Source organism: Bacillus sp. JJ675 (assembly GCF_036963165.1).
Taxonomy (GTDB): domain Bacteria; phylum Bacillota; class Bacilli; order Bacillales; family Bacillaceae; genus Bacillus; species Bacillus glycinifermentans.
The window spans coordinates 1-18927 of record NZ_JBALMR010000086.1; the positions used below are offsets into that span (position 1 = coordinate 1).

General features: G+C 45.5%; 18 protein-coding genes. 7 read left to right on the forward strand and 11 right to left on the reverse strand.

The window, feature by feature from the left end; all coding sequences use genetic code 11:
• Nucleotides 1-46: 46 nt before the first annotated feature.
• The 9 genes from V7126_RS20890 to V7126_RS20930 form a co-directional block, all read right to left on the reverse strand.
• On the reverse strand, nt 47-493 hold the full coding sequence (locus tag V7126_RS20890) for a hypothetical protein (protein WP_335498746.1): 447 nt from the start codon (nt 491-493) through the stop codon (nt 47-49).
• Nucleotides 494-1137: 644 nt separating this feature from the next.
• Nucleotides 1138-1539, reverse strand: a complete 402-nt coding sequence (locus tag V7126_RS20895; RefSeq protein WP_335498749.1) for a hypothetical protein — start codon at nt 1537-1539, stop codon at nt 1138-1140.
• Nucleotides 1523-1723 (reverse strand): hypothetical protein, encoded by a 201-nt coding sequence (locus V7126_RS20900; RefSeq protein WP_335498752.1) that lies wholly within the window; start codon nt 1721-1723, stop codon nt 1523-1525. The genes V7126_RS20895 and V7126_RS20900 overlap by 17 nt, the downstream gene beginning before the upstream one ends.
• Before the next feature lie 4 nt (nt 1724-1727).
• On the reverse strand, nt 1728-1985 hold the full coding sequence (locus V7126_RS20905) for a hypothetical protein (protein ID WP_335498754.1): 258 nt from the start codon (nt 1983-1985) through the stop codon (nt 1728-1730).
• A gap of 317 nt (nt 1986-2302) precedes the next feature.
• Nucleotides 2303-3106: a hypothetical protein gene (locus V7126_RS20910; RefSeq protein WP_335498757.1), complete on the reverse strand. Its 804-nt coding sequence runs from the start codon at nt 3104-3106 to the stop codon at nt 2303-2305.
• Between the two features lie 19 nt (nt 3107-3125).
• Nucleotides 3126-3467, reverse strand: coding sequence for a hypothetical protein (locus V7126_RS20915; RefSeq protein ID WP_326288977.1), 342 nt, complete (start codon nt 3465-3467; stop codon nt 3126-3128).
• Between the two features lie 13 nt (nt 3468-3480).
• Complete coding sequence (locus tag V7126_RS20920; protein WP_335498762.1) at nt 3481-5106, reverse strand: ribonuclease YeeF family protein; 1626 nt, start codon at nt 5104-5106, stop codon at nt 3481-3483.
• 16 nt (nt 5107-5122) lie between these two features.
• Nucleotides 5123-5401, reverse strand: coding sequence for a YwqI/YxiC family protein (locus tag V7126_RS20925; RefSeq protein WP_046133061.1), 279 nt, complete (start codon nt 5399-5401; stop codon nt 5123-5125).
• A gap of 14 nt (nt 5402-5415) precedes the next feature.
• Complete coding sequence (locus V7126_RS20930) at nt 5416-5802, reverse strand: YwqH-like family protein (RefSeq protein WP_335498764.1); 387 nt, start codon at nt 5800-5802, stop codon at nt 5416-5418.
• A 447-nt stretch (nt 5803-6249) separates the two neighbouring features.
• Between V7126_RS20930 and V7126_RS20935 the strand changes: the two genes are divergently transcribed.
• The 6 genes from V7126_RS20935 to mmsB all read left to right on the forward strand — a co-directional run bounded on the left by V7126_RS20935 (nt 6250) and on the right by mmsB (nt 14141).
• Entirely contained in the window at nt 6250-7248 is a 999-nt protein-coding gene (locus V7126_RS20935) for a substrate-binding domain-containing protein (protein ID WP_335498767.1), read from the forward strand.
• On the forward strand, nt 7241-8998 hold the full coding sequence (locus tag V7126_RS20940; protein ID WP_335498769.1) for a cache domain-containing sensor histidine kinase: 1758 nt from the start codon (nt 7241-7243) through the stop codon (nt 8996-8998). The genes V7126_RS20935 and V7126_RS20940 overlap by 8 nt, the downstream gene beginning before the upstream one ends.
• Nucleotides 8989-10176 carry a response regulator transcription factor gene (locus V7126_RS20945; protein WP_438823813.1) on the forward strand — a complete coding sequence of 396 codons (1188 nt, stop codon included), beginning with the start codon at nt 8989-8991 and terminating at the stop codon, nt 10174-10176. Before V7126_RS20940 ends, V7126_RS20945 begins: the two co-directional genes overlap by 10 nt.
• A gap of 126 nt (nt 10177-10302) precedes the next feature.
• Nucleotides 10303-11382 carry a multiple monosaccharide ABC transporter substrate-binding protein gene (chvE, locus tag V7126_RS20950; RefSeq protein ID WP_046133057.1) on the forward strand — a complete coding sequence of 360 codons (1080 nt, stop codon included), beginning with the start codon at nt 10303-10305 and terminating at the stop codon, nt 11380-11382.
• Nucleotides 11383-11386: 4 nt separating this feature from the next.
• Nucleotides 11387-12955, forward strand: coding sequence for a multiple monosaccharide ABC transporter ATP-binding protein (mmsA, locus tag V7126_RS20955; protein ID WP_335498776.1), 1569 nt, complete (start codon nt 11387-11389; stop codon nt 12953-12955).
• A complete protein-coding gene (gene mmsB / locus V7126_RS20960; RefSeq protein ID WP_335498778.1) occupies nt 12930-14141 on the forward strand; it encodes a multiple monosaccharide ABC transporter permease in 1212 nt (403 codons plus the stop codon). Before mmsA ends, mmsB begins: the two co-directional genes overlap by 26 nt.
• A gap of 65 nt (nt 14142-14206) precedes the next feature.
• Here mmsB and V7126_RS20965 read toward each other — a convergent pair whose 3' ends face one another.
• Nucleotides 14207-15478: an MFS transporter gene (locus V7126_RS20965; RefSeq protein ID WP_046133054.1), complete on the reverse strand. Its 1272-nt coding sequence runs from the start codon at nt 15476-15478 to the stop codon at nt 14207-14209.
• Nucleotides 15479-15494: 16 nt separating this feature from the next.
• Nucleotides 15495-16412: a bifunctional helix-turn-helix transcriptional regulator/GNAT family N-acetyltransferase gene (locus V7126_RS20970; RefSeq protein WP_335498784.1), complete on the reverse strand. Its 918-nt coding sequence runs from the start codon at nt 16410-16412 to the stop codon at nt 15495-15497.
• 295 nt (nt 16413-16707) lie between these two features.
• On the opposite strand from V7126_RS20970, the gene V7126_RS20975 reads away from it, so the two are divergent.
• Complete coding sequence (locus V7126_RS20975) at nt 16708-18783, forward strand: beta-galactosidase (protein ID WP_335498786.1); 2076 nt, start codon at nt 16708-16710, stop codon at nt 18781-18783.
• The last annotated feature ends 144 nt before the right edge of the window (nt 18784-18927 follow it).

Consider the following 18927-nt stretch of genomic DNA (forward strand, 5'->3'; position numbering starts at 1 on the left):
TTTTTCTCTACAAGCTGAGGACCATGGTACGCCATGGTCCTTTCAATTATTTCTGCAGCATTTTATTCGTCACTTTATAAGCCAGGATACAGCCTATTGTGAGCAAAACAATGGCGATCAAAAGGCTCACGAGCTTTTCAGCAACGGTATACATCGGCATGGGAAGGACAGCCCCACAGACGGCAAACAAGCCTCCAAAATAAAAAAACAGGATCAGCGGCTTTTTGTACTTTTTCCATATGACCTGGTTGATCCCGTTTCTTTCAAGGGCTGCCGGATGTTTGCGGTCTTCATCTTTCATCAGTTTATTTAACAAGACATAAAAGATAAACGCGAATATCGTCGCTGAAATGATATTAAAACAGATCATAAACAGTTTTTCCCCCCAGCCCATTTCGGGGTTAAAGGGAATGGTGATAAGGGAACCGCACACGAAAAACAGATAGACGCCAAAGATCGCTTTGTTTCTCGGTTTTTGTAAAAATTTGCGCATTTCTATCTCTCCAGTCTTGAATTTGATTTAAACTCTAAAAATAAAATGAAGAATTGAAGATAAAATATAGAAGATCACGATACTTATAATTCCTTTTCCGAGCAGGTAAAGAGCGAAATATAGTTTTCTTAAGAACCAGTTATATCTTTGAAGACGTCTGCAAACAAAATAACCGGTACCTACAAGAAGGAAAACGAATAGATTGGTTATTTTTTGGGACGGATTTTCAGGTTTTAAAAAAATCATTTTTTCATATTCTTTCATCAATTGACGTTCAATTATTAAAATGCAAAAACTGTAAGCGAAGTGTGCGCCGAACATACCGGCGATTAAATACTCGGTATACTCAACAAAAATTGGAGGTGACATGATAACTCCTTTATCAATTGCAGACTCAGTGTTTTTTTACAAAATCCTTTTTCGGATAAAATAAAGAATGAAAAGAGGAACGAAAAAAACAAAAGAAATTGCTGAAATGGCAGCGGGTATTTCTGAAAATATTTCTTTCGTTATTTAAAACCCGGAAAGAAGGAAAGCGTATCATCGCCACTAACATCCTTTTATTAGCATAATATTTTGCTGCCAAAGATCTTCCTTTTCATTCTTCATTAGGCATACTATCTAAGCAAGACTGATTCAGCATTTTATTCGTCACTTGATAAGCCGCAAAAAAGCTGCCCGATAACACAGCCAACAGAATCGCAAACACGGCGGATTTCCCATGCGAAAGAAAGATCATTCCGGGAAAAGACAGATGTTCCAGCAATCAGGATGCCGATGAGATAGAAAGAGAGCGTGAACGGCTTTCTGTATTTTTTCCAAAAGATTTTCGCAACGATGTTGCATTGAGGCCCGCTTTGATCTTTCATCAGCTTGTTTAACAACACATAAATGATGAATGCGAAAAAAGAAACTGAAACGAACATAAAGCCGGTGACAGAAACCTTTTCCTTCCAGTTCATTGATGGTTTGACAAGGCCGGTCAAAAGAATGATTGTCACATGAAGAGAATAGATTGAGAGAATGATTTTAATCCTGCTTTTCAAAATGACCTCTCCTTGTATAGCGAAACATATCGTGCATCAAAACGATAAAACAGGCAATTCCCGATTTTGTTTTCCGGCTAATGAAAGGCGTTAAATGAGATTGAATACTGTAAGGTAAATGTTTGTAAGTAGCTGTTTCTTTTAATATCAGCAAAGCTTGTATTCCTCTGCTGTTATGTTTCATTGTTTTATCCCTCTGCATTTCTATTCTTCTGCATATATTTTTTTGAAAATATCTTTTTTCTGTAAATATGCAATAGGAATGGAAGAACGAAATAAAATAAGCTGATAACCGAAACAAACAAGGGAATTTGTGAAGGGGCTTGTTCCCATAAAACCCATATCGTAGCGATCACAAAAAAGATACCCACTACAGGAAATGAAATCGTGAAGATGATCATTGCTTCGTTTATTTTTTTATATAGAAAATTTTTTTCGTATTTCATCAAAAAAAACTCCTTTTTATTGGTGGCCTTGGAAATCACAATGTTCCGAGTGATTAAAAGCCAAGGGATACGCCTGTTGCTTTTTACGAAGAGGGGATGTCGCATATTAAATCTAGGAATACATCATGCATAATAACATTCTACGTTTTTATAGCAGATGGCTTATCAGCATGCAGATGTCTATGTATAATTTCCTGAATGGAAAAGACTCTTTTAATTTTCATCCATCTGATCTTTCAGCTGTCTAAAATTAGCATAAGAGAAAGCATCCCGGGGGGTGAGATGCTTTGAAATGTATTCATTCTCGCATTGCTGCATTATGTATTTTGAAAAGATACTGTATATTCAAGCCCTTTTAATAATTGGTTCCATTGTTCAAGTGTCTTTAATGAAATATGTACAGGTTTTTCATTGTGTTCATCATACTGGGCAACCCAAACACCGCGGGCAGATGGAATAAAGAAGACGATATTTTGCAAGAATGGTCCATCGTCTAAGCTTGGGATGTAAAAATGTGAAATATTGTTTAGCGACCATTGGTTTGCTTCAAGATCGGCTATCAATTGTTTAAAGCTATGTTCTTCCTCAGGTGAAAAAGAACTTTTCTTCCGAACCTTTTCTGTCATGTCTTTATTACTCAGCCAGTCAAAGCATTTATCTGAAAGACGGAATTTTAAAGGGACATGCTCTTCATCAGCTGAAAAGCGGTAATAGTCTTTCATCAGCTCAGCAATTTCCTGCTCGTCGGCATACGCAAATTCATGGATGATGTCGCGGTCAATCATATGGAAAAGCCATGTTTCATTTTCAAAATGGTGAAGCATTAAAGTGTTTTTATTGTCAAGGTTGGAACAGCGGATCATTTGTTCTGAATTCACGTAGGAAACGATGAATTTCTGCATTTCTTCGCTTAAAGGATTTTCGTCTTTTGCACTTTTTTCTTCGTTCCAGTATTGTTTTAAAATGAGCTGGTTGACGGTTGCGGCTGCAATTGCGTCCCATTCTTTTCTTGATTTTTTTCCTAAAGATGCCTCTGCAATACCTTTAGCTACATCTGGGAAATCGCATAAAGTTACGAGTATCGCTAGTTCTTCAGATGTACAAGTTATGATATGTTTCAATATTTTCACATCCTTTTAGTTATACTCTGAAAATTGAATGAAGAATGAAAGATAAAATATAAAAGATAATGATACTTAGAATTCCGCTTCCAAGAAGATAAAGTGCATAATAGAGTTTTCTCAGGAACCAGTTATATTTGTATAGTCGTTTGTATGCAAAATAACTGGCACCAAAAATGAGTGCAAACCAGCTATTCACAAATTTTTGAAATAGATTTGAAGGTTCACTAAAAGTTCCGCGCTCATAATAATCCATAATCATATATCCAAGTAATAAAGTAACAAGTCCAAAGGCAAATTGAGCACTTAAAATAATGGCGATTACATATTCTGCATATTCAACAAAAGTGTCAGCGGACATATTTCCTCCCATGTTAATTAAACCATTTTTTTATGGATTCAATCCCACTCTTAACACCGTCTTCAATAGAACCAGCAACTTTTTCTCCGGCATCTTTAATGGCATCACCATAGGTGGAACTAGCAAAAGCTCCGGCTACTCCACCTATGGCTCCTCCAACAATCACCCCTACAGGGCCGCCAACACTTCCAATTGTTGCGCCGATTTCAGTGCCTGCAGAAACAGCAGCAACATCTACGCCGATACCTGTTACAGCACGCCCTGTTTTTTCAAAAAATGTTTTATCTGAATTCGCTGGGTCAGTATATTCTGTAAGATTTGAACCTATAGTAACTGCACTACTAACAAAAGGAATACTCTTTTCTACTGCTGTGAGTCCTTTTACTTTAGCAGTAGACTCAATTATATCAGCCGTACCTGCTTTTGTCCTTAGAGCCGTTCTCTTACGAAACTCTTTTCCATCTATAAAGGTATGCTGATTTTTAGGAAAACCAACAGCATGTTTAAACAACATAGATGGACTATCATATGAAGCGACAAAATTTTGTGCTTTTTTCAGTAAAGGGTTTGATGGGTTGGAATTCGAGAAACCTTTAATTTTACTTGCAATTTTGGAACTGTAATCCCCTTGAGAAGTCCAAGAACGATGTGTCATGACCTGGAATTTATATTCACCTTTAATTCGTTGCCACTTAGTCGGTTTTCCTCCTTGATAATAAATTTTTAACTTTCGCGTCCAAGCGATTGATGCGGTTGCATTTGCTGCGTGATACCCTAATAAGGCTTTATCACCGACATCTAACGGTTCTCCGATTGTTTCAAAATAACTAAGGATTTCGTGCACTGTATTCGATTTGTCCTTATCCTGTTTATCCGTTTTCTTTAATGACGCTTCCGCTTTTTCTTCCAGCCGTCCAAGCATCTTCTCCATCGGTGTTTCGACGGTGTCCTCTACACCGCTTTGCAAGCCGCCGGAAGCTTGATTGATTGTTGAATCGTTTTGCGGCTTCAGGATCGACCCGCTCTGATAATCCTGAATCTCAATCTTCGGCCCCGTATACATCTTCTCCAGCTGTTCAATGTACTGCATCATCGTGTCGAGGTCCTGCCTTGCCGCCTTTAGCGAATTTGTCTGTTCCCGGTCAAAGGTGTGGAGTTTTTCGAGCGTGTCGCTGATTTGTCTTTGGGCTTTTTTGGCGTTTTCGCTGACGGCGGTGTCATCTAAGGTGGGGAGGCTGACAATGTGGCTGACTGTGGCGGCTGTCTGATTGGCTTTTGCCGTCAGTCTTGCTGTCAGCGATTCAGCCTGGCTGACGCCGTCATGGAGTTCGTTTTCGAGAAAGCTCTGTGAGATGAATCCGTCTTGGTTGGGTTCCAGGGAATGAAGCGCACTTTTCGTCTTTTCTAAAAGTCCTTTATAGTCGGAAATAAAAGATTCATAAAAAAGAAGAAAAGTCGTGTGGCACTCTTCATAGAAGGAACGGATCGCTTCGCCGCCTGCGCCTTGTAAAGCGTCGTCGAGAGAGGTGATGCCTTTGACGCTTTGCTTGACTTTTGAAATGTCGTCTTTTTGATTTTTCAATTCTGAGAGCGTTTGATCAAGGCCTTTTTGAAAGGCCTGGACATCTAATGTTTTCAATGCGATTCCCTTCCTTCTATTTTGCTTTCATCGATGATGCCAGCTTTTTGTCTGTATCTTTCATCATCTCTACGGCTGATTCGGTTTGGGCGATTTGTTTTGAGAGCGCTGAAGCGTAGGCTGTTGTCAGCTTTTTTAAGTCTTTGTTCATGTCTTCGATTTTGTCGGCGACATCGAGCTTATTTTGGCCTTTAATGTCCGTCGGAACACTTGGCTTGAGCGCGTGTGCCGAATGCTTCAGCTTTGAGAGTGCTTGTTTGACTTCACCAGTTTTGACTTTGATTTCTTGGCTCATGTTCTCAGACTCCTTTAGTGGTGAGCTTTTTTCGCTTCTTTTTCCAGCTTTTCTATCTTTTTATGAAGTGAGCTGATATCTTTGCCGAGCGAGTCGATTTCGCTGTTTAATGATTTGATGCCCTCGTTTAATTTTTCAAACAGATCATCAAATTGTTTACCGCAAATATCGTCATAGGCTGATTTCATATCATTTCTGACGTCTTTAAAAGAGTCGGCAAGACTGCCCTGCCACGTTTTCGCAGAAAGTCCTGGCTTTTTGATGCTGCTTTTCGAATCGTTAAATTCCTCTCTTACGCCTTTCAGCTCGGTTTCGCAATTTTTCAGCTGTACCAGCTCTTCTTTTTTGATGTTGAGCGTGCCTTGCATGGTAAATAGCTTCGTTTTTTCCCAGATGATCATGATCTGCCACCTCCTAATGACTTGATTCAAATGGCATATTGGTAGTTATTCGAAAAAGGACCTTTTTAATGTTACTACATGGTATAAATAAGTTGAATAGGAAAAATGAACCGTTACCATGACCCTGAAAATCGCGTGTAATATGGAAATGCTGAAACTTCCAGTAATCTGCACTCTATCAACCAATGTATAGACCTTAAGACCTAGTCCTTCTGTTATGGTATTTATTTGCTTTTTCGAGAAATTTAAGGTTATGTTAAGAAAAAAATGGCCGAACAAGGTTTTTCACCCGAAATGTCAAATAGTTTAGGTGTTTCATATACACAAAGAGGAAAAAGGGGACAAAGACTTCTCCAACGTCTGTATCAGAAGCTATGGAAAATATAATGCTGAAATCGAACCGTTTGAAACCGCTGTCTTGTTTCCTGTATCAACAGGGGGATGAAGATGAAAAAGCTGCTGATGGTGTATGCGGTCTTGCTTTGTTTGTTTTTTGTTTATGTCTACAATTATTCCCGCGGCGAAAAAGCCCCTTCAAATGAAGGAGGCGGGCCTTTAACAGGGAGTCTGTCGGAAAAGTTCGTGATGGTGACGTTTCAGTCCGGGATTGAATATTGGAAAAGCGGTTTGAAAGGCTTTGAAGATGCTGCACAGCTTTTCAATGTATCTGTCGAATACCGAGGTGCGGCTCATTATGATGCCCATGAACAAATGACCGTGCTGGAGCAGGTGATCGCCAAAAAACCGGCGGGGATCGCGGTTTCGGCGATTGATCCGAAGGTGCTCGATTCCGTTATCAATAAAGCGCACGAACAGGGGATTCCAATCGTTCTTTTTGATTCAGACGCGCCGGGGAGCAATGCTTCGACGTACATCGGCACGAATAACAGGGAAGCCGGCGCCGAGGCCGCCCATAAAATGGCGAAGCTTTTGAAAGGAAAAGGGGAAACGGCCGTGATCACCCAGCCTCATCAATACAATCATCAGGAAAGGACGAAGGGCTTTAAGAAAACGATCGAACAGAGCTATCCGGAGATGAAGGTAGCTGCGGTTCTCGACGGAAAAGGGGATGAACTCGCTTCGAAAAAACAGGCTGAAGCATTATTGAAGAAAAATCCGCACATTAAAGGGATTTTCACGACTGAAGCGAATGGCGCCAGCGGGGTGGCACAGGCTGTGAAATCCGCCGGATTGACAGGAAAAGTCAGCATCATCGGCTTTGATAAAGACAAAAAAACGCTGGACGGCATCAAAGATGGATCGATTGCCGCAACCCTCGGCCAGGACACGTGGCAGATGGGCTACTGGTCACTTCATATGCTGTTCCTTTCGAGCCGCCATTTCCCGCCTGGCATGAAAACCGCACGTCCGCTTCCGTCGTCGATCGATACGGGCATTACGATTATCACAAAGGAAAATGTAGAATCCTACTATGCGAATGATTAAGCTTGCGATCAACAATGCACCGATCCGCTATAAGCTGATCAGCCTTTTGCTTTTGATCAGCATGCTACCGTCGATCGGTCTTGGCATTCTGTCGGGGTGGGCGGTTGAAAGCATCATCGAAAAACAGGTGATCGACCATACGCTGCAATTAATCGGCGAAGTGAATAAGACGACAGAGGTCTATGTCAGCCACATGCAGAACCTGACATATTTGATTTCGACGAATGACGAAATGGAAGCGTTTTTTTATCTTCAAAAAGAAGACGGTGAAGCGGATTATATGCGGCGGACGTTTTTGCAGGGGCTGACTTCTTTATACTCTGAAGCGGCGGGCATTCTCGTTGTCAATGACAGAGGGGACATGATCAGCAATGAGATGTATGAACGGACAAAGACCGATTTGACGGAGGAGCCGTGGTATCGGGAGGCCGTGAAGAATGAAGGGATTTTCAAGATGATCGGAAAGCCCGTTAACCGGAATATCAGAAGCCATGTCGGCTACGGGGAAGACGAAGTCGTCACAGCCGTCAGAGCCGTGATCGATCCAGAGACGCAGCGTGTCAAAGGCGTCATTTTAATCGATCTGAAGCTGAGGGTGCTCGCTGAAGCGACGAAAAATATCCGTTTGGGAAAAACGGGTTATTTGCTGATTATGGATGAAAACGGCGGCAATATTTATTCACCGGAATCTTCGCAGCTGTTTTTGCCGAAGAAGTGGTTTCAAAGGGAAAGCTCGGGGGACTTTACGAAGCGGATCAAAGGAGAGGAATACCAGTTTATTTATGAGACTTCCGGTTTTACGAACTGGACGACGATCGGCGTCTTTAAAACGGATGAACCGGTCTTTGAAGTGAAGGAAATCCACTTATACGTGATGCTGTTTTTGCTTACGGCAGCGTTTTTGGGAATGACGGCTTCCTATTATTTGTCCCATTCGATGTCAAAGCCGATTTTGAAGCTGAATTCTTTTATGCAAAAAGCAGAAGGCGGAGATTTTTCGACGCTTTACGAAGAGGACAGGCAGGATGAAATCGGCCTTTTGGGAAGAAGCTTCAACAGCTTGATGCTCAGGATCAAAGAGCTGATGACATTAACCGAAAGACAGGAGCGGCAAAAACGGGAGGCTGAATTAAGAGCTTTGCAGGCGCAAATCAATCCCCATTTTCTATACAACACCCTGGATACGATCAACTGGATGGCGAGAAAAAAAGGTGCGCATGAGGTGACAGATTTGGTGCAGGCTTTATCAAAGCTGTTTCGCATATCGTTAAGCAAGGGCCGGGACATCATTCCTTTATCGGACGAATTCGCCCATGTTGAAAACTATTTGAAAATCCAAAAAGCGAGATACCGGGATAAGCTGAATTATTCGATTGTTCCGCCTGCAATAGAGGGTGAGCGCTTTATCCTCAAACTCGTCCTTCAGCCCATTGTGGAAAACGCGATTTATCACGGCATTAAAGAAAAGAAGGGGGCGGGGCATATCAGCATCAAAGGAGAGGAAGCAGACGGCTGTCTGTTCATACGCGTTGAAGATGACGGAGCCGGAATGGATGTTTCTGCATTAGAGCGTATTTCCAGACAGTTGAAAATGGGGGAAAGCACGGCAGGCTACGGAATGATCAATGTTCATGAACGGATTCTCCTTACTTTCGGGGAGCCGTACGGTTTAACGGTCGAAAGCCAAAAAGGAGCGGGAACCTCCGTTACAATCCGGCTGCCGATTTTAAAAGGGAGTGAATGCACTTGAGTGAAGAATGGCGCGTATTAATTGCTGATGATGAGCCTTGGATCAGGGAGGGGATCCGCGATGCCGTTTCATGGGAGCGGTACCGCATGGAGGTGGCGGCTGAGGCGGAAAATGGAGAGGAAGCCTTTGAGCTCGCCCTTAAACATTCGATCGATTTATTGATCGTCGACTTGAACATGCCGACCGTAAACGGTTTGACGCTGATGAAGAAGCTGCGCCAGGCGCTGCCGCTGTGCCGGTTTGTCATCGTGACAGGCTATGATCAGTTTTCATACGCCCAGGAAGCGATTCGTTTACAGGTCGATGATTATTTGCTAAAGCCTGTGGAACCGGGCCAGCTCGACAAAGTGCTTCAGAATATCAGCAGCTCGCTTGCCGCCGAAAAAAAGAAGCAGCGCGACCAATTGCATATTCAAAAAAATCTCAGCCTTTTGAAAGAGCATGTGTTTCAACATTGGGTAAAAGGGCAGATTCGCGAAGAGGAAGTCTGCGCACAGCTCGAGAGCCTCCGGCTTCCGCCGCGGATACCGGACATGCTCGGCGTCGTCAGCACCGGGAATGTTTCGATCGAGCCGAATCATGTGAAAGAAAAAGCGGAACGTTTTTTCAAGGAAGAGTCTGAAGCAGCCGTTGTTTTCGGAGACGGTCATCTTGTAGGAGTTTGTTTATGGCGCATCCTGACGGAAAAAGAACAGAGGGCGTTTGAGGAGATGATGAAGAACGGGTTGCAGTCCGGTGTTTCCTCCTGCTTCATCAATCTTGCCGAAAGGGAGCAAACCGTACCTGAAGCATATCAATTTTGCAGGGAACAGGCGGCACGGTCTTTCAAGGGATCACCGGTTGTGGCCCGCGCCAAGGAATATATGCAAGAGCATTTTGCTGAAAGGGATTTTTCTTTAATGCAGACGGCAGATGCCTTGCAAGTCTCGTCCGTCTATTTGAGCCGGATGATGAAGCGTGAGCTCGGGATGACGTTTGTGCAGCTGCTGACGGAGATGCGCATGCAAAAAGCGGTTCACCTTTTGAAAACGACGTCATTGCCGATTCATGATATCGCAGAGCAAACCGGGTATGATACACAGCACTATTTCAGCACCGTTTTTAAAAAAACGATCGGGGTAACGCCGAATCAGTACCGCCGTATGTCGGGAATTGAACAAACGGGTAGAAAATCATAATGTAAGCGCTTTAAAAAAAGTCTGATTTTTATAAAAATAGTTAATTAATTCAAAAGACGGATATTGCGGGAAATGGTACAGTTGGCTTGATTCACGATGGGAGAAATGAAAAGGGGGATATGAAGCGTGAAGAAATGCTGGCTGTTGACTGCATTGCTGTTGCTTTGTCTAACGGTTGCCGCCTGCTCGGGCAATCAGGCGAGCGGAGGGAAAGAGAAAGGCTATGTCGGAATTTCGATGCCGACGAAATCTTCGGAACGCTGGGTGTATGACGGGAAGTACATGGTGAAAGAGTTTGAAAAGCTCGGGTATAAAACGGATCTTCAATATGCGGAAGACGTGGTCGAAAACCAGGTATCACAAATTGAAAACATGATTACGAAAGGCGTCAATGTCCTCGTGATCGCTTCGATTGACGGGGAAGCGCTGACAGATGTCCTCGAAAAAGCGAGCAAACAGGATATCAAAGTCATTTCTTACGACAGACTTCTCATGAACAGCGAACATGTCGACTACTATGCGACATTTGACAATCACAAAGTCGGCGAGCTTCAAGGCAAATATATCGAAGAAAAGCTCGGCTTAAAAGACGGAAAAGGCCCGTTTAATATTGAACTATTCGCCGGATCGCCCGACGATAATAATGCGCACTTTTTCTTTGACGGTGCCATGTCTGTTTTGAAGCCTTATATCGATTCCGGGAAGCTGAAGGTCTTAAGCGGCCAGACCTCGTTTGAGCAAGGAGCAACATTAAGATGGGACGGCGCGACCGCCCAAGCGCGGATGGACAATCTGCTGAGCGCCCATTATACAAAGGCGAAGCTGGATGCAGTGCTTTCGCCGTATGACGGGATCAGCATCGGCATCATTTCATCGTTAAAGGGAGCCGGCTACGGAACGGATAAAAAGCCGCTGCCGGTCATCACCGGACAGGATGCAGAGCTTGCTTCGGTCAATTCGATCATGAAAGGCGAGCAGACGTCAACGATCTTTAAAGATACGAGAGAGCTGGCGAAGAAGGCCGTCGAGATGACGACATCGGTCTTAAAGGGCAAAAAAGCCGAGGTCAATGATACAAAGACGTATGACAACGGAAAAAAAGTCGTCCCGTCTTATTTGCTTGAGCCTGTCGTCGTCGATAAAGAGAACTACAAAAAGGTTTTGGTCGAAAGCGGTTACTATAAAGAATCGGAATTAGGGAAGTGACGTCATGCCGGATGTCATTTTGGAGATGAGAGGCATCACAAAAGAGTTTCCGGGCGTCAAAGCGCTTAAAAGTGTTAACCTGCGCGTCAAATCGGGCGAAATCCATGCGCTGTGCGGGGAAAACGGCGCCGGAAAATCGACGCTGATGAAGGTGTTAAGCGGCGTATATCCTTACGGAACGTATACAGGTGATATTTTATACAAAGGGGAAGTCTGCCGGTTTAAGAATATTAAGCAAAGCGAGGAAGCGGGAATCGTTATCATTCACCAGGAGCTTGCGCTGATTCCTGAGCTTTCCATTGCGGAAAATCTGTTTTTAGGAAATGAACAGGCAAAAAGAGGGGTCATCAACTGGCGGAAAACAAAGCAGGAAACGCTCGAATTGATGAAAAAGGTCGGCCTTCACGAATCGCCCGACACGCTGATTTCGCAAATCGGCGTCGGAAAACAGCAACTGGTGGAAATTGCGAAAGCGCTCGCTAAAAAAGTGCAGCTGTTGATTTTGGATGAGCCGACTGCCGCTTTGAACGAGTCAGACAGCGAGAATTTGCTTCAGCTTTTATTGGAGCTGAAACGGCAGGGGATTTCCTCGATTATGATTTCTCATAAATTAAATGAAATTACGAAGGTAGCGGATTCGATTACAGTGCTCAGGGACGGTCAGACGATTGAAACCCTTGACGTGAAAAGCGGAGAATTGACGGAAAACCGGATCATTAAGGGCATGGTCGGCCGTGAACTGCAAAACCGCTATCCCGATAGAAACGCACATATCGGTCAGGTCATATTTGAAGTGAAAGACTGGACCGTCCATCATCCTCTCAGGCAGGAGCGGAAAGTCGTCAAAAACGCCAATCTGTCCGTCAGAAAAGGCGAGATCGCAGGGATCGCCGGATTGATGGGGGCGGGCAGAACAGAGCTTGCCATGAGCATTTTCGGCCGCTCTTACGGGAAAAACATTTCCGGCACGCTCACAAAAGACGGCCGGGAACTAAACATCAAAAATACCGAGGATGCCATCAAAAACGGCATCGTTTATGTGACCGAAGACCGCAAAGGAAACGGCCTGATATTAATGAACAGCATTAAAGAAAACATCACCCTGGCAAAACTGGAAAAAGTGTCTCACCGCATGGTGCTGGATGAGCGGAAAGAAAAGCATGAAGCAGAAGATTTCCGCAAAAAATTAAACATCAAGACGCCGTACGTGTATCAGCAAACGGGAAATTTAAGCGGGGGAAATCAGCAGAAGGTCATGCTGAGCAAGTGGATCTTTGCAGAGCCCGATATTTTAATTCTCGATGAACCGACACGGGGGATTGATGTCGGCGCCAAATACGAAATCTACGCGATCATCAATCAGCTGGCCGAGGAAGGAAAAGCGGTGATCATCATTTCATCAGAACTTCCCGAACTGCTCGGAATGTGCGACCGGATCTATACGATGTGCGAGGGTGCGATCACTGCGGAATTTGCCAAAGAAGATGCCGACCAGGAGCGGCTGATGAAATACATGACCATCCGCACGGAGAAAGGGGGAGAGGCGTATGCAGACACCGGTGCAAACCGATAAAGACCGGGCGCAGCCCGGATATCTTCAGCTGCTGGCCGACATGTATAAACAGAATATCAGGAAATACAGCATGGTGATTGCGCTCGTATTGATCATGCTGCTCTTTCAAATCTTGACGGACGGGATATTGCTCAGGCCGTTGAATATTACCAATCTCGTATTGCAAAACAGCTATATTCTCATTTTGGCGATCGGCATGATGCTTGTCATTATCACAGGACATATCGATTTATCGGTCGGTTCGGTCGCCGCATTTGTCGGCGCCGTATCAGCGATGATGATCATCCAGAATGACATGCCGCTTTCTGCCGCCGTCGTGCTGTCGCTTTTATTGGGAGCCGCGATCGGCGCCTGGCAGGGCTTTTGGATCGCTTATGTGAAGATTCCGGCATTTATCGTCACGCTCGCGGGGATGCTCCTGTTCAGGGGGCTGACGATGATCGTTCTTGAAGGCAAGTCGATCGCGCCGTTCCCCATTTCTTTTCAAAGGATGGCCTCGGGTTTTATCCCGGACTGGCTGAACGGAGGCATGCTTCATCTGACGACAATCGTTATCGGGATCGGGGTCTCTGTGTTTTATCTTATATATCAGCTTCAGCAAAGAAGGATGCAGAAAACATATCAATTCGACATTCAGGGAAAAGGGCTGTTTGCCGTCAAAGTATTGTTTATCATCGCGATCATCAATCTGTTTACTTATATTCTCGCAACCTATGAAGGTATTCCGCTCATTTTGATCACGCTGTTTGTACTGATTGCGGGCTATACCTTTGTCATGAAAAAAACGGTCGTCGGACGGAGAATCTATGCGATCGGCGGGAACGAAAAAGCTGCCGAGCTGTCCGGAATCAAAACGAAACGGCTGACGTTCCTCGTCTTTGTCAACATGGGAGTCTTGGCCGCGCTTTCGGGGCTGATCTTTGCAGCGCGCTTAAATGCGGCAACGCCGAAAGCGGGGAACCTGTTTGAGCTTGATGCCATCGCGGCCTGCTTCATCGGCGGCGCCTCAGCCTACGGCGGAATCGGCACGATCGGCGGGGCGATTATCGGCGGCCTCGTCATGGGCGTCATGAACAACGGCATGTCCCTGCTCGGCCTCGGCATCGACTGGCAGCAGGCTATTAAAGGGCTCGTTCTTCTCGTTGCCGTCGCTTTTGATATATACAATAAAAATAAAGTTTCATAATGAAATCATTTAATTGCAAAGTAAAAACCTGTTTTTGATAGGGCAAAAACAGGTTTTTATTATGATCAGTTTTGCTCGATGGACGTTGTTTGATTTTCCGGTATCCGGTTCACCTTTTGCGGTTCGGGCAGCAAGATGTTCAAAATGCTTGCTCCCGCCAAAATGATGATCGACAAGTAGAAGGACGGATTGTAGCTGCCTGTCTGGCTGTACCATACACCGGGCAGATAAGCCCCGAGCGCCGAGCCGATTTGATGGCTGAGAAACAGCCAGCCGAGAATAAAGCCGACAGAATACTGTCTGAAATACTGCGTGGCGAGCATTTGCGTCGGCGCGACAGTCGCAAAGTCGACCAGGCCGAACAATACCGCGAACACAAGAAGGAGCAGCGGCTGATGGCTTGTCAGCAGAATGACAAGGGACAGCGCCCTCACGGCGTATAGAAAACAGAGGATTTTTCGGCTGCTCCAGCGGTCTGCGACAACTCCGGATATTAAAATGCCGATGATGTTAAATCCGGCCAGCAGGCTGACGGCGGCACTGGTGACTTCGGTTGAAAAGCCGTGATCATGAGAAAAAGGGATCAGGTGCGTATCCATTAATCCGGTTGTCGTAAACCCGCAAATGAAAAACGGCAAAATCAGAAACCAAAATTTTTTGTTCAAAAAGACGGCCCGGTACGGAACTTTTTTCGCCTTGCCTGATGGTTCGTCTTTCGTTTCTTCCGCATTGGCGCCGCCGATCGGCAGCAGGTTTTTTTCTGCCGGTTCGTTTCGTAAAAACAATAAAACGATCGGAAACACGATCAGGATTAAAAAGATTCCAAGGACGATGACGGTCACCTTCCAGTTGAACCAGTGAATCAGCATTAAAGACCCCGGCACAAGAAGCATCTGCCCCGCGCCGAACCCCGCTTCCATAATCCCGAATGCAAGTCCGCGCTTCTCATTGAACCAATTGGTCACAATAACGGTTGAAGCGACATTTGACGCTCCCCCCACTCCGAGCGAAGCGATGATCCCGTACAAAATAAACAGCTGCCAAGGGGCGGTGACGAGATATGTAAAAAAGATGCTCAAGCCTACAAGGAGCGTGCTGAAGGATAAAACGATCCTCGGGCCGAACTTGTCGACCAGCCTGCCGATCAAAGGCTGTGAGGCCCCATAGACGATAAAACTCAGCATGGAAATAAGCGAAATGGTGCCCCTGTCCAGCGAAAATTCTTCCTCCCACGGCTGAATAAAGGCGCCGAAAGAAAGGCGGACTCCCTGAACGGCCAACAGCGTCAAAAATGTCACAAATACGATAATCCAAGCGTAGTGTAATTTTCGTTTCATAGCTCCTCCCATTTCATCAGGCTAGTTCAATGTCCCAGCGTTCTTCTTGAAGGCGCTGCCCCCATAGCGGCGCTTCATCCTTGACCTCGGTCAGTCTGAATCCGAATTTTTCATAAAGAGGGCGTGCTTCAGCCATTGAGCTGACAGTCCACAGAAAAATCCGTTCAAATTTCATTTCTCTGCAATAATTCATGAGCGTTCTGAGCAGGCTGCTGCCGATTCCCCTGCCACGAAAAGCGGAATCGACCAGGAACCATCTGAGCTGTACGGTGCGGTCATCGTGTTTGACGAGCCCGACGCATCCGGCGAACCTCCCGGCGCTTTCGGCGATCCAAATCTTTTCGATGTCGGCGTCAAACGTCTCGTGAAGGTAGTCCAAAAATGTATGGTCCCACCCGTGCGCCTCTTTATAAAATAGCCGCTGTTTTTCAATGATCATCTTGATATCGTCTGAAATATAGTAGTCTCTTATCGAAACGGCAGATTCTTTAGGCGAGAGCTGCTCCGACAATATGCATTCAATCGTCTCCATCGCGGCAGCCAGTTTTTCCTGGCTTTTAGCGTCTACATGCTCCAGCATATATTCAATTTGCTGGTTTGCTTTTGCCTCGAGCTTTTTATAAATGGTTTCGCCGAACCCGGTTAAATACAGGTAATGGTTGCGGCTGTCTTCTTCGCTTTTTTCCTTATAAAGCATGTTTTCCTTTTCAAACCGTTTGATGATTCTGCTTACATATCCGCGGTCAAGGCCGAGCGTATCCTGGAGGATCTTGGCCGTGCAATGGCTCGTATTTTTGATCTCAAATAATATCCGCGTTTCCGTTAGAGAAAACGGGCTGTCATAAATATGTTCATTCAGAAAACCGAGCACATTGGTGTAAAATCGATTGAACTTTCTGAATTCTAACGTGATGGAACGGTCGACTTCCGTCATATGAAAACCTCTCTCTCGTTAAATCGTTGCTTTAGTCAATTATAATATAATAGTTGCTTTAGTCAAGTATATGCCGAACCGGAATTTGTTGATGATAACAATTATAGAATATATTTTACAAATATTCCATAAAATCCAGATCGGCAGGCAGGAAAGAGGCGGGAAAGAATCGTATATAATCTAACAAACGGACGATCCCGGCAATACACGAACCTTTATATTAAAATCGTTTAACGTAGCGAGACGCCGCTGTCATCACGTTCTATGAAAATGAAGACGAAAGGATGAAATGCGGATGGTTACATCATTTCCCCCGATCAGCCCGAAAGTTCCCCGATTGCTGCATGGAGCCGATTATAATCCGGATCAGTGGCTCAATTACCCGGACGTATTAAAAGAGGATATCCGCTTAATGAAGCTGTCCCGCTGCAATGTGATGTCTGTCGGGATTTTTTCATGGGTTTCCCTTGAACCTGAAGAAGGACGGTTTACGTTTGACTGGCTTGACCGCGTGTTGGATGCTTTCAAGGACAACGGCATATATGCGTTTTTGGCCACGCCGAGCGGCGCCAAACCTGCATGGATGTCCAAAAAGTATCCGGAAGTGCTCAGAACGGATGCGAACAGGGTGCGGAGCCTTCACGGAAAGCGGCATGCCCATTGCTACACCTCGCCTGTCTATCGGCGAAAAACGGCGGTGATCAATGGCAAGCTTGCCGAACGGTACGCTCATCACCCGGCTGTGATCGGCTGGCATATTTCCAATGAATACAGCGGAGAATGCCACTGTGATCTGTGCCAGGCCAAATTCAGGGAATGGCTTCTGGCGAAGTACAAAACGCTCGATCAGCTGAACCATGCATGGTGGACGGGATTCTGGAGCCATACCTACACAGATTGGGACGAGGTTGAATCCCCGGCGCCCCACGGCGAAGACGCCGTTCACGGCCTGAATTTGGACTGGAAGCGCTTTGTCACTGATCAGACGGTTGATTTTTGCCGCCACGAAATCGCCCATGTCCGCTCCTTTCATCCTGAACTGCCCGTCACGACGAATTTCATGGGAACATTCCCGGGCCTGAACTATTGGAAGTTCGTCGATCTGCTTGACGTCATTTCGTGGGATTCCTATCCGGCATGGCACAACAATCGGCAGACAGACAGCGAGCTGGGGGCGGAGATCGCTTTCGTTCATGATATCAACCGTTCCTTAAAAGGCGGCAAACCGTTTATGCTGATGGAAAGCACGCCGAGCATGACAAACTGGCACGACGTCAGCAAGCTGAAGCGCCCGGGCATGCATGAGCTGTCCTCATTGCAGGCGGTCGCCCACGGCTCTGATACCGTCCAGTATTTTCAATGGAGAAAAAGCCGCGGATCGAGCGAGAAGCTCCACGGTGCCGTCGTCGATCATGAGGGCTCTGAGCATACGCGCGTCTTTCAGGATGTGAAAAAGCTCGGTGAAAAGCTGGACAAGCTTGATGAAATCGCCGGTACGACGGCGGAACCGGAAGTTGCGCTTATTTTTGACTGGGAAAACCGCTGGGCCCTGGAAGATGCCCAAGGTCCGCGCAATATCGGTCTCCACTACGAACGGACGGTTAAATCGTTTTACCAGCCGTTCTGGCAGGAAGGGGTTCCTGTCGATGTCATTCATATGGACGGCGATTTTTCGAAATATAAACTGGTGATCGCACCGATGCTTTATATGCTGAAACAGGATACGGCCGAACGGATCGAGCGGTTTGTCCAAGAAGGCGGCACCTTTGTCGCGACATACTGGTCGGGAATTGTCGATGAAAACGATCTGGCTTTCCTCGGAGGATTTCCCGGTGGTCTGAGAAAGACGCTTGGCATCTGGTCTGAAGAAATCGATGCCCTTCACGACGGACAGAAGAACGCGATCGTCATGGACGCCGATAATCGGCTCGGGCTCAGCGGACGCTATGAAGCGGCTGAACTTTGCGACTTGATTCATCTTGAAGGCGCCGAAGCGCTCGCCTTTTACGAAGAAGATTTTTACGCGGGCCGACCTGCTCTGACCGTCAATTTGTACGGAGCGGGGAAAGCCTACTATATCGCATCGAGAAATGAAGCGTCTTTTCAAAAGGATTTCGTTTCAAAGCTCATCGAAGAAACCGGAATCGCAAAAGTGCTCGATACAGACCTTCCGGACGGGGTGACGGCCCAGATGCGTACAGACGGCAAGCATGACTATATTTTTCTCTTAAACTTTACAGAGGAAAACGAAAACGTAGCCCTCCCGGATGAGGCGTTTACAGATGTGCTGAAAGGAACCCGCAAGAAGGGAACCGTTAAGTTGCCGCCATACGGAACAGCCATTTTGCGCCGGAGCCATCGTGCGGAATAAAAAGTCCGGAGAACGATTGATATGCTCCCCTAAAGGTAGACAGATGAAATAAAAAAATCTGTTTGCCTTGGGGGAGTTTTTTCATGGCTGGAAAATGGTTTTCAAAAGAAGAAAAATTGAATATTCTATCAGAATGTGATCAGG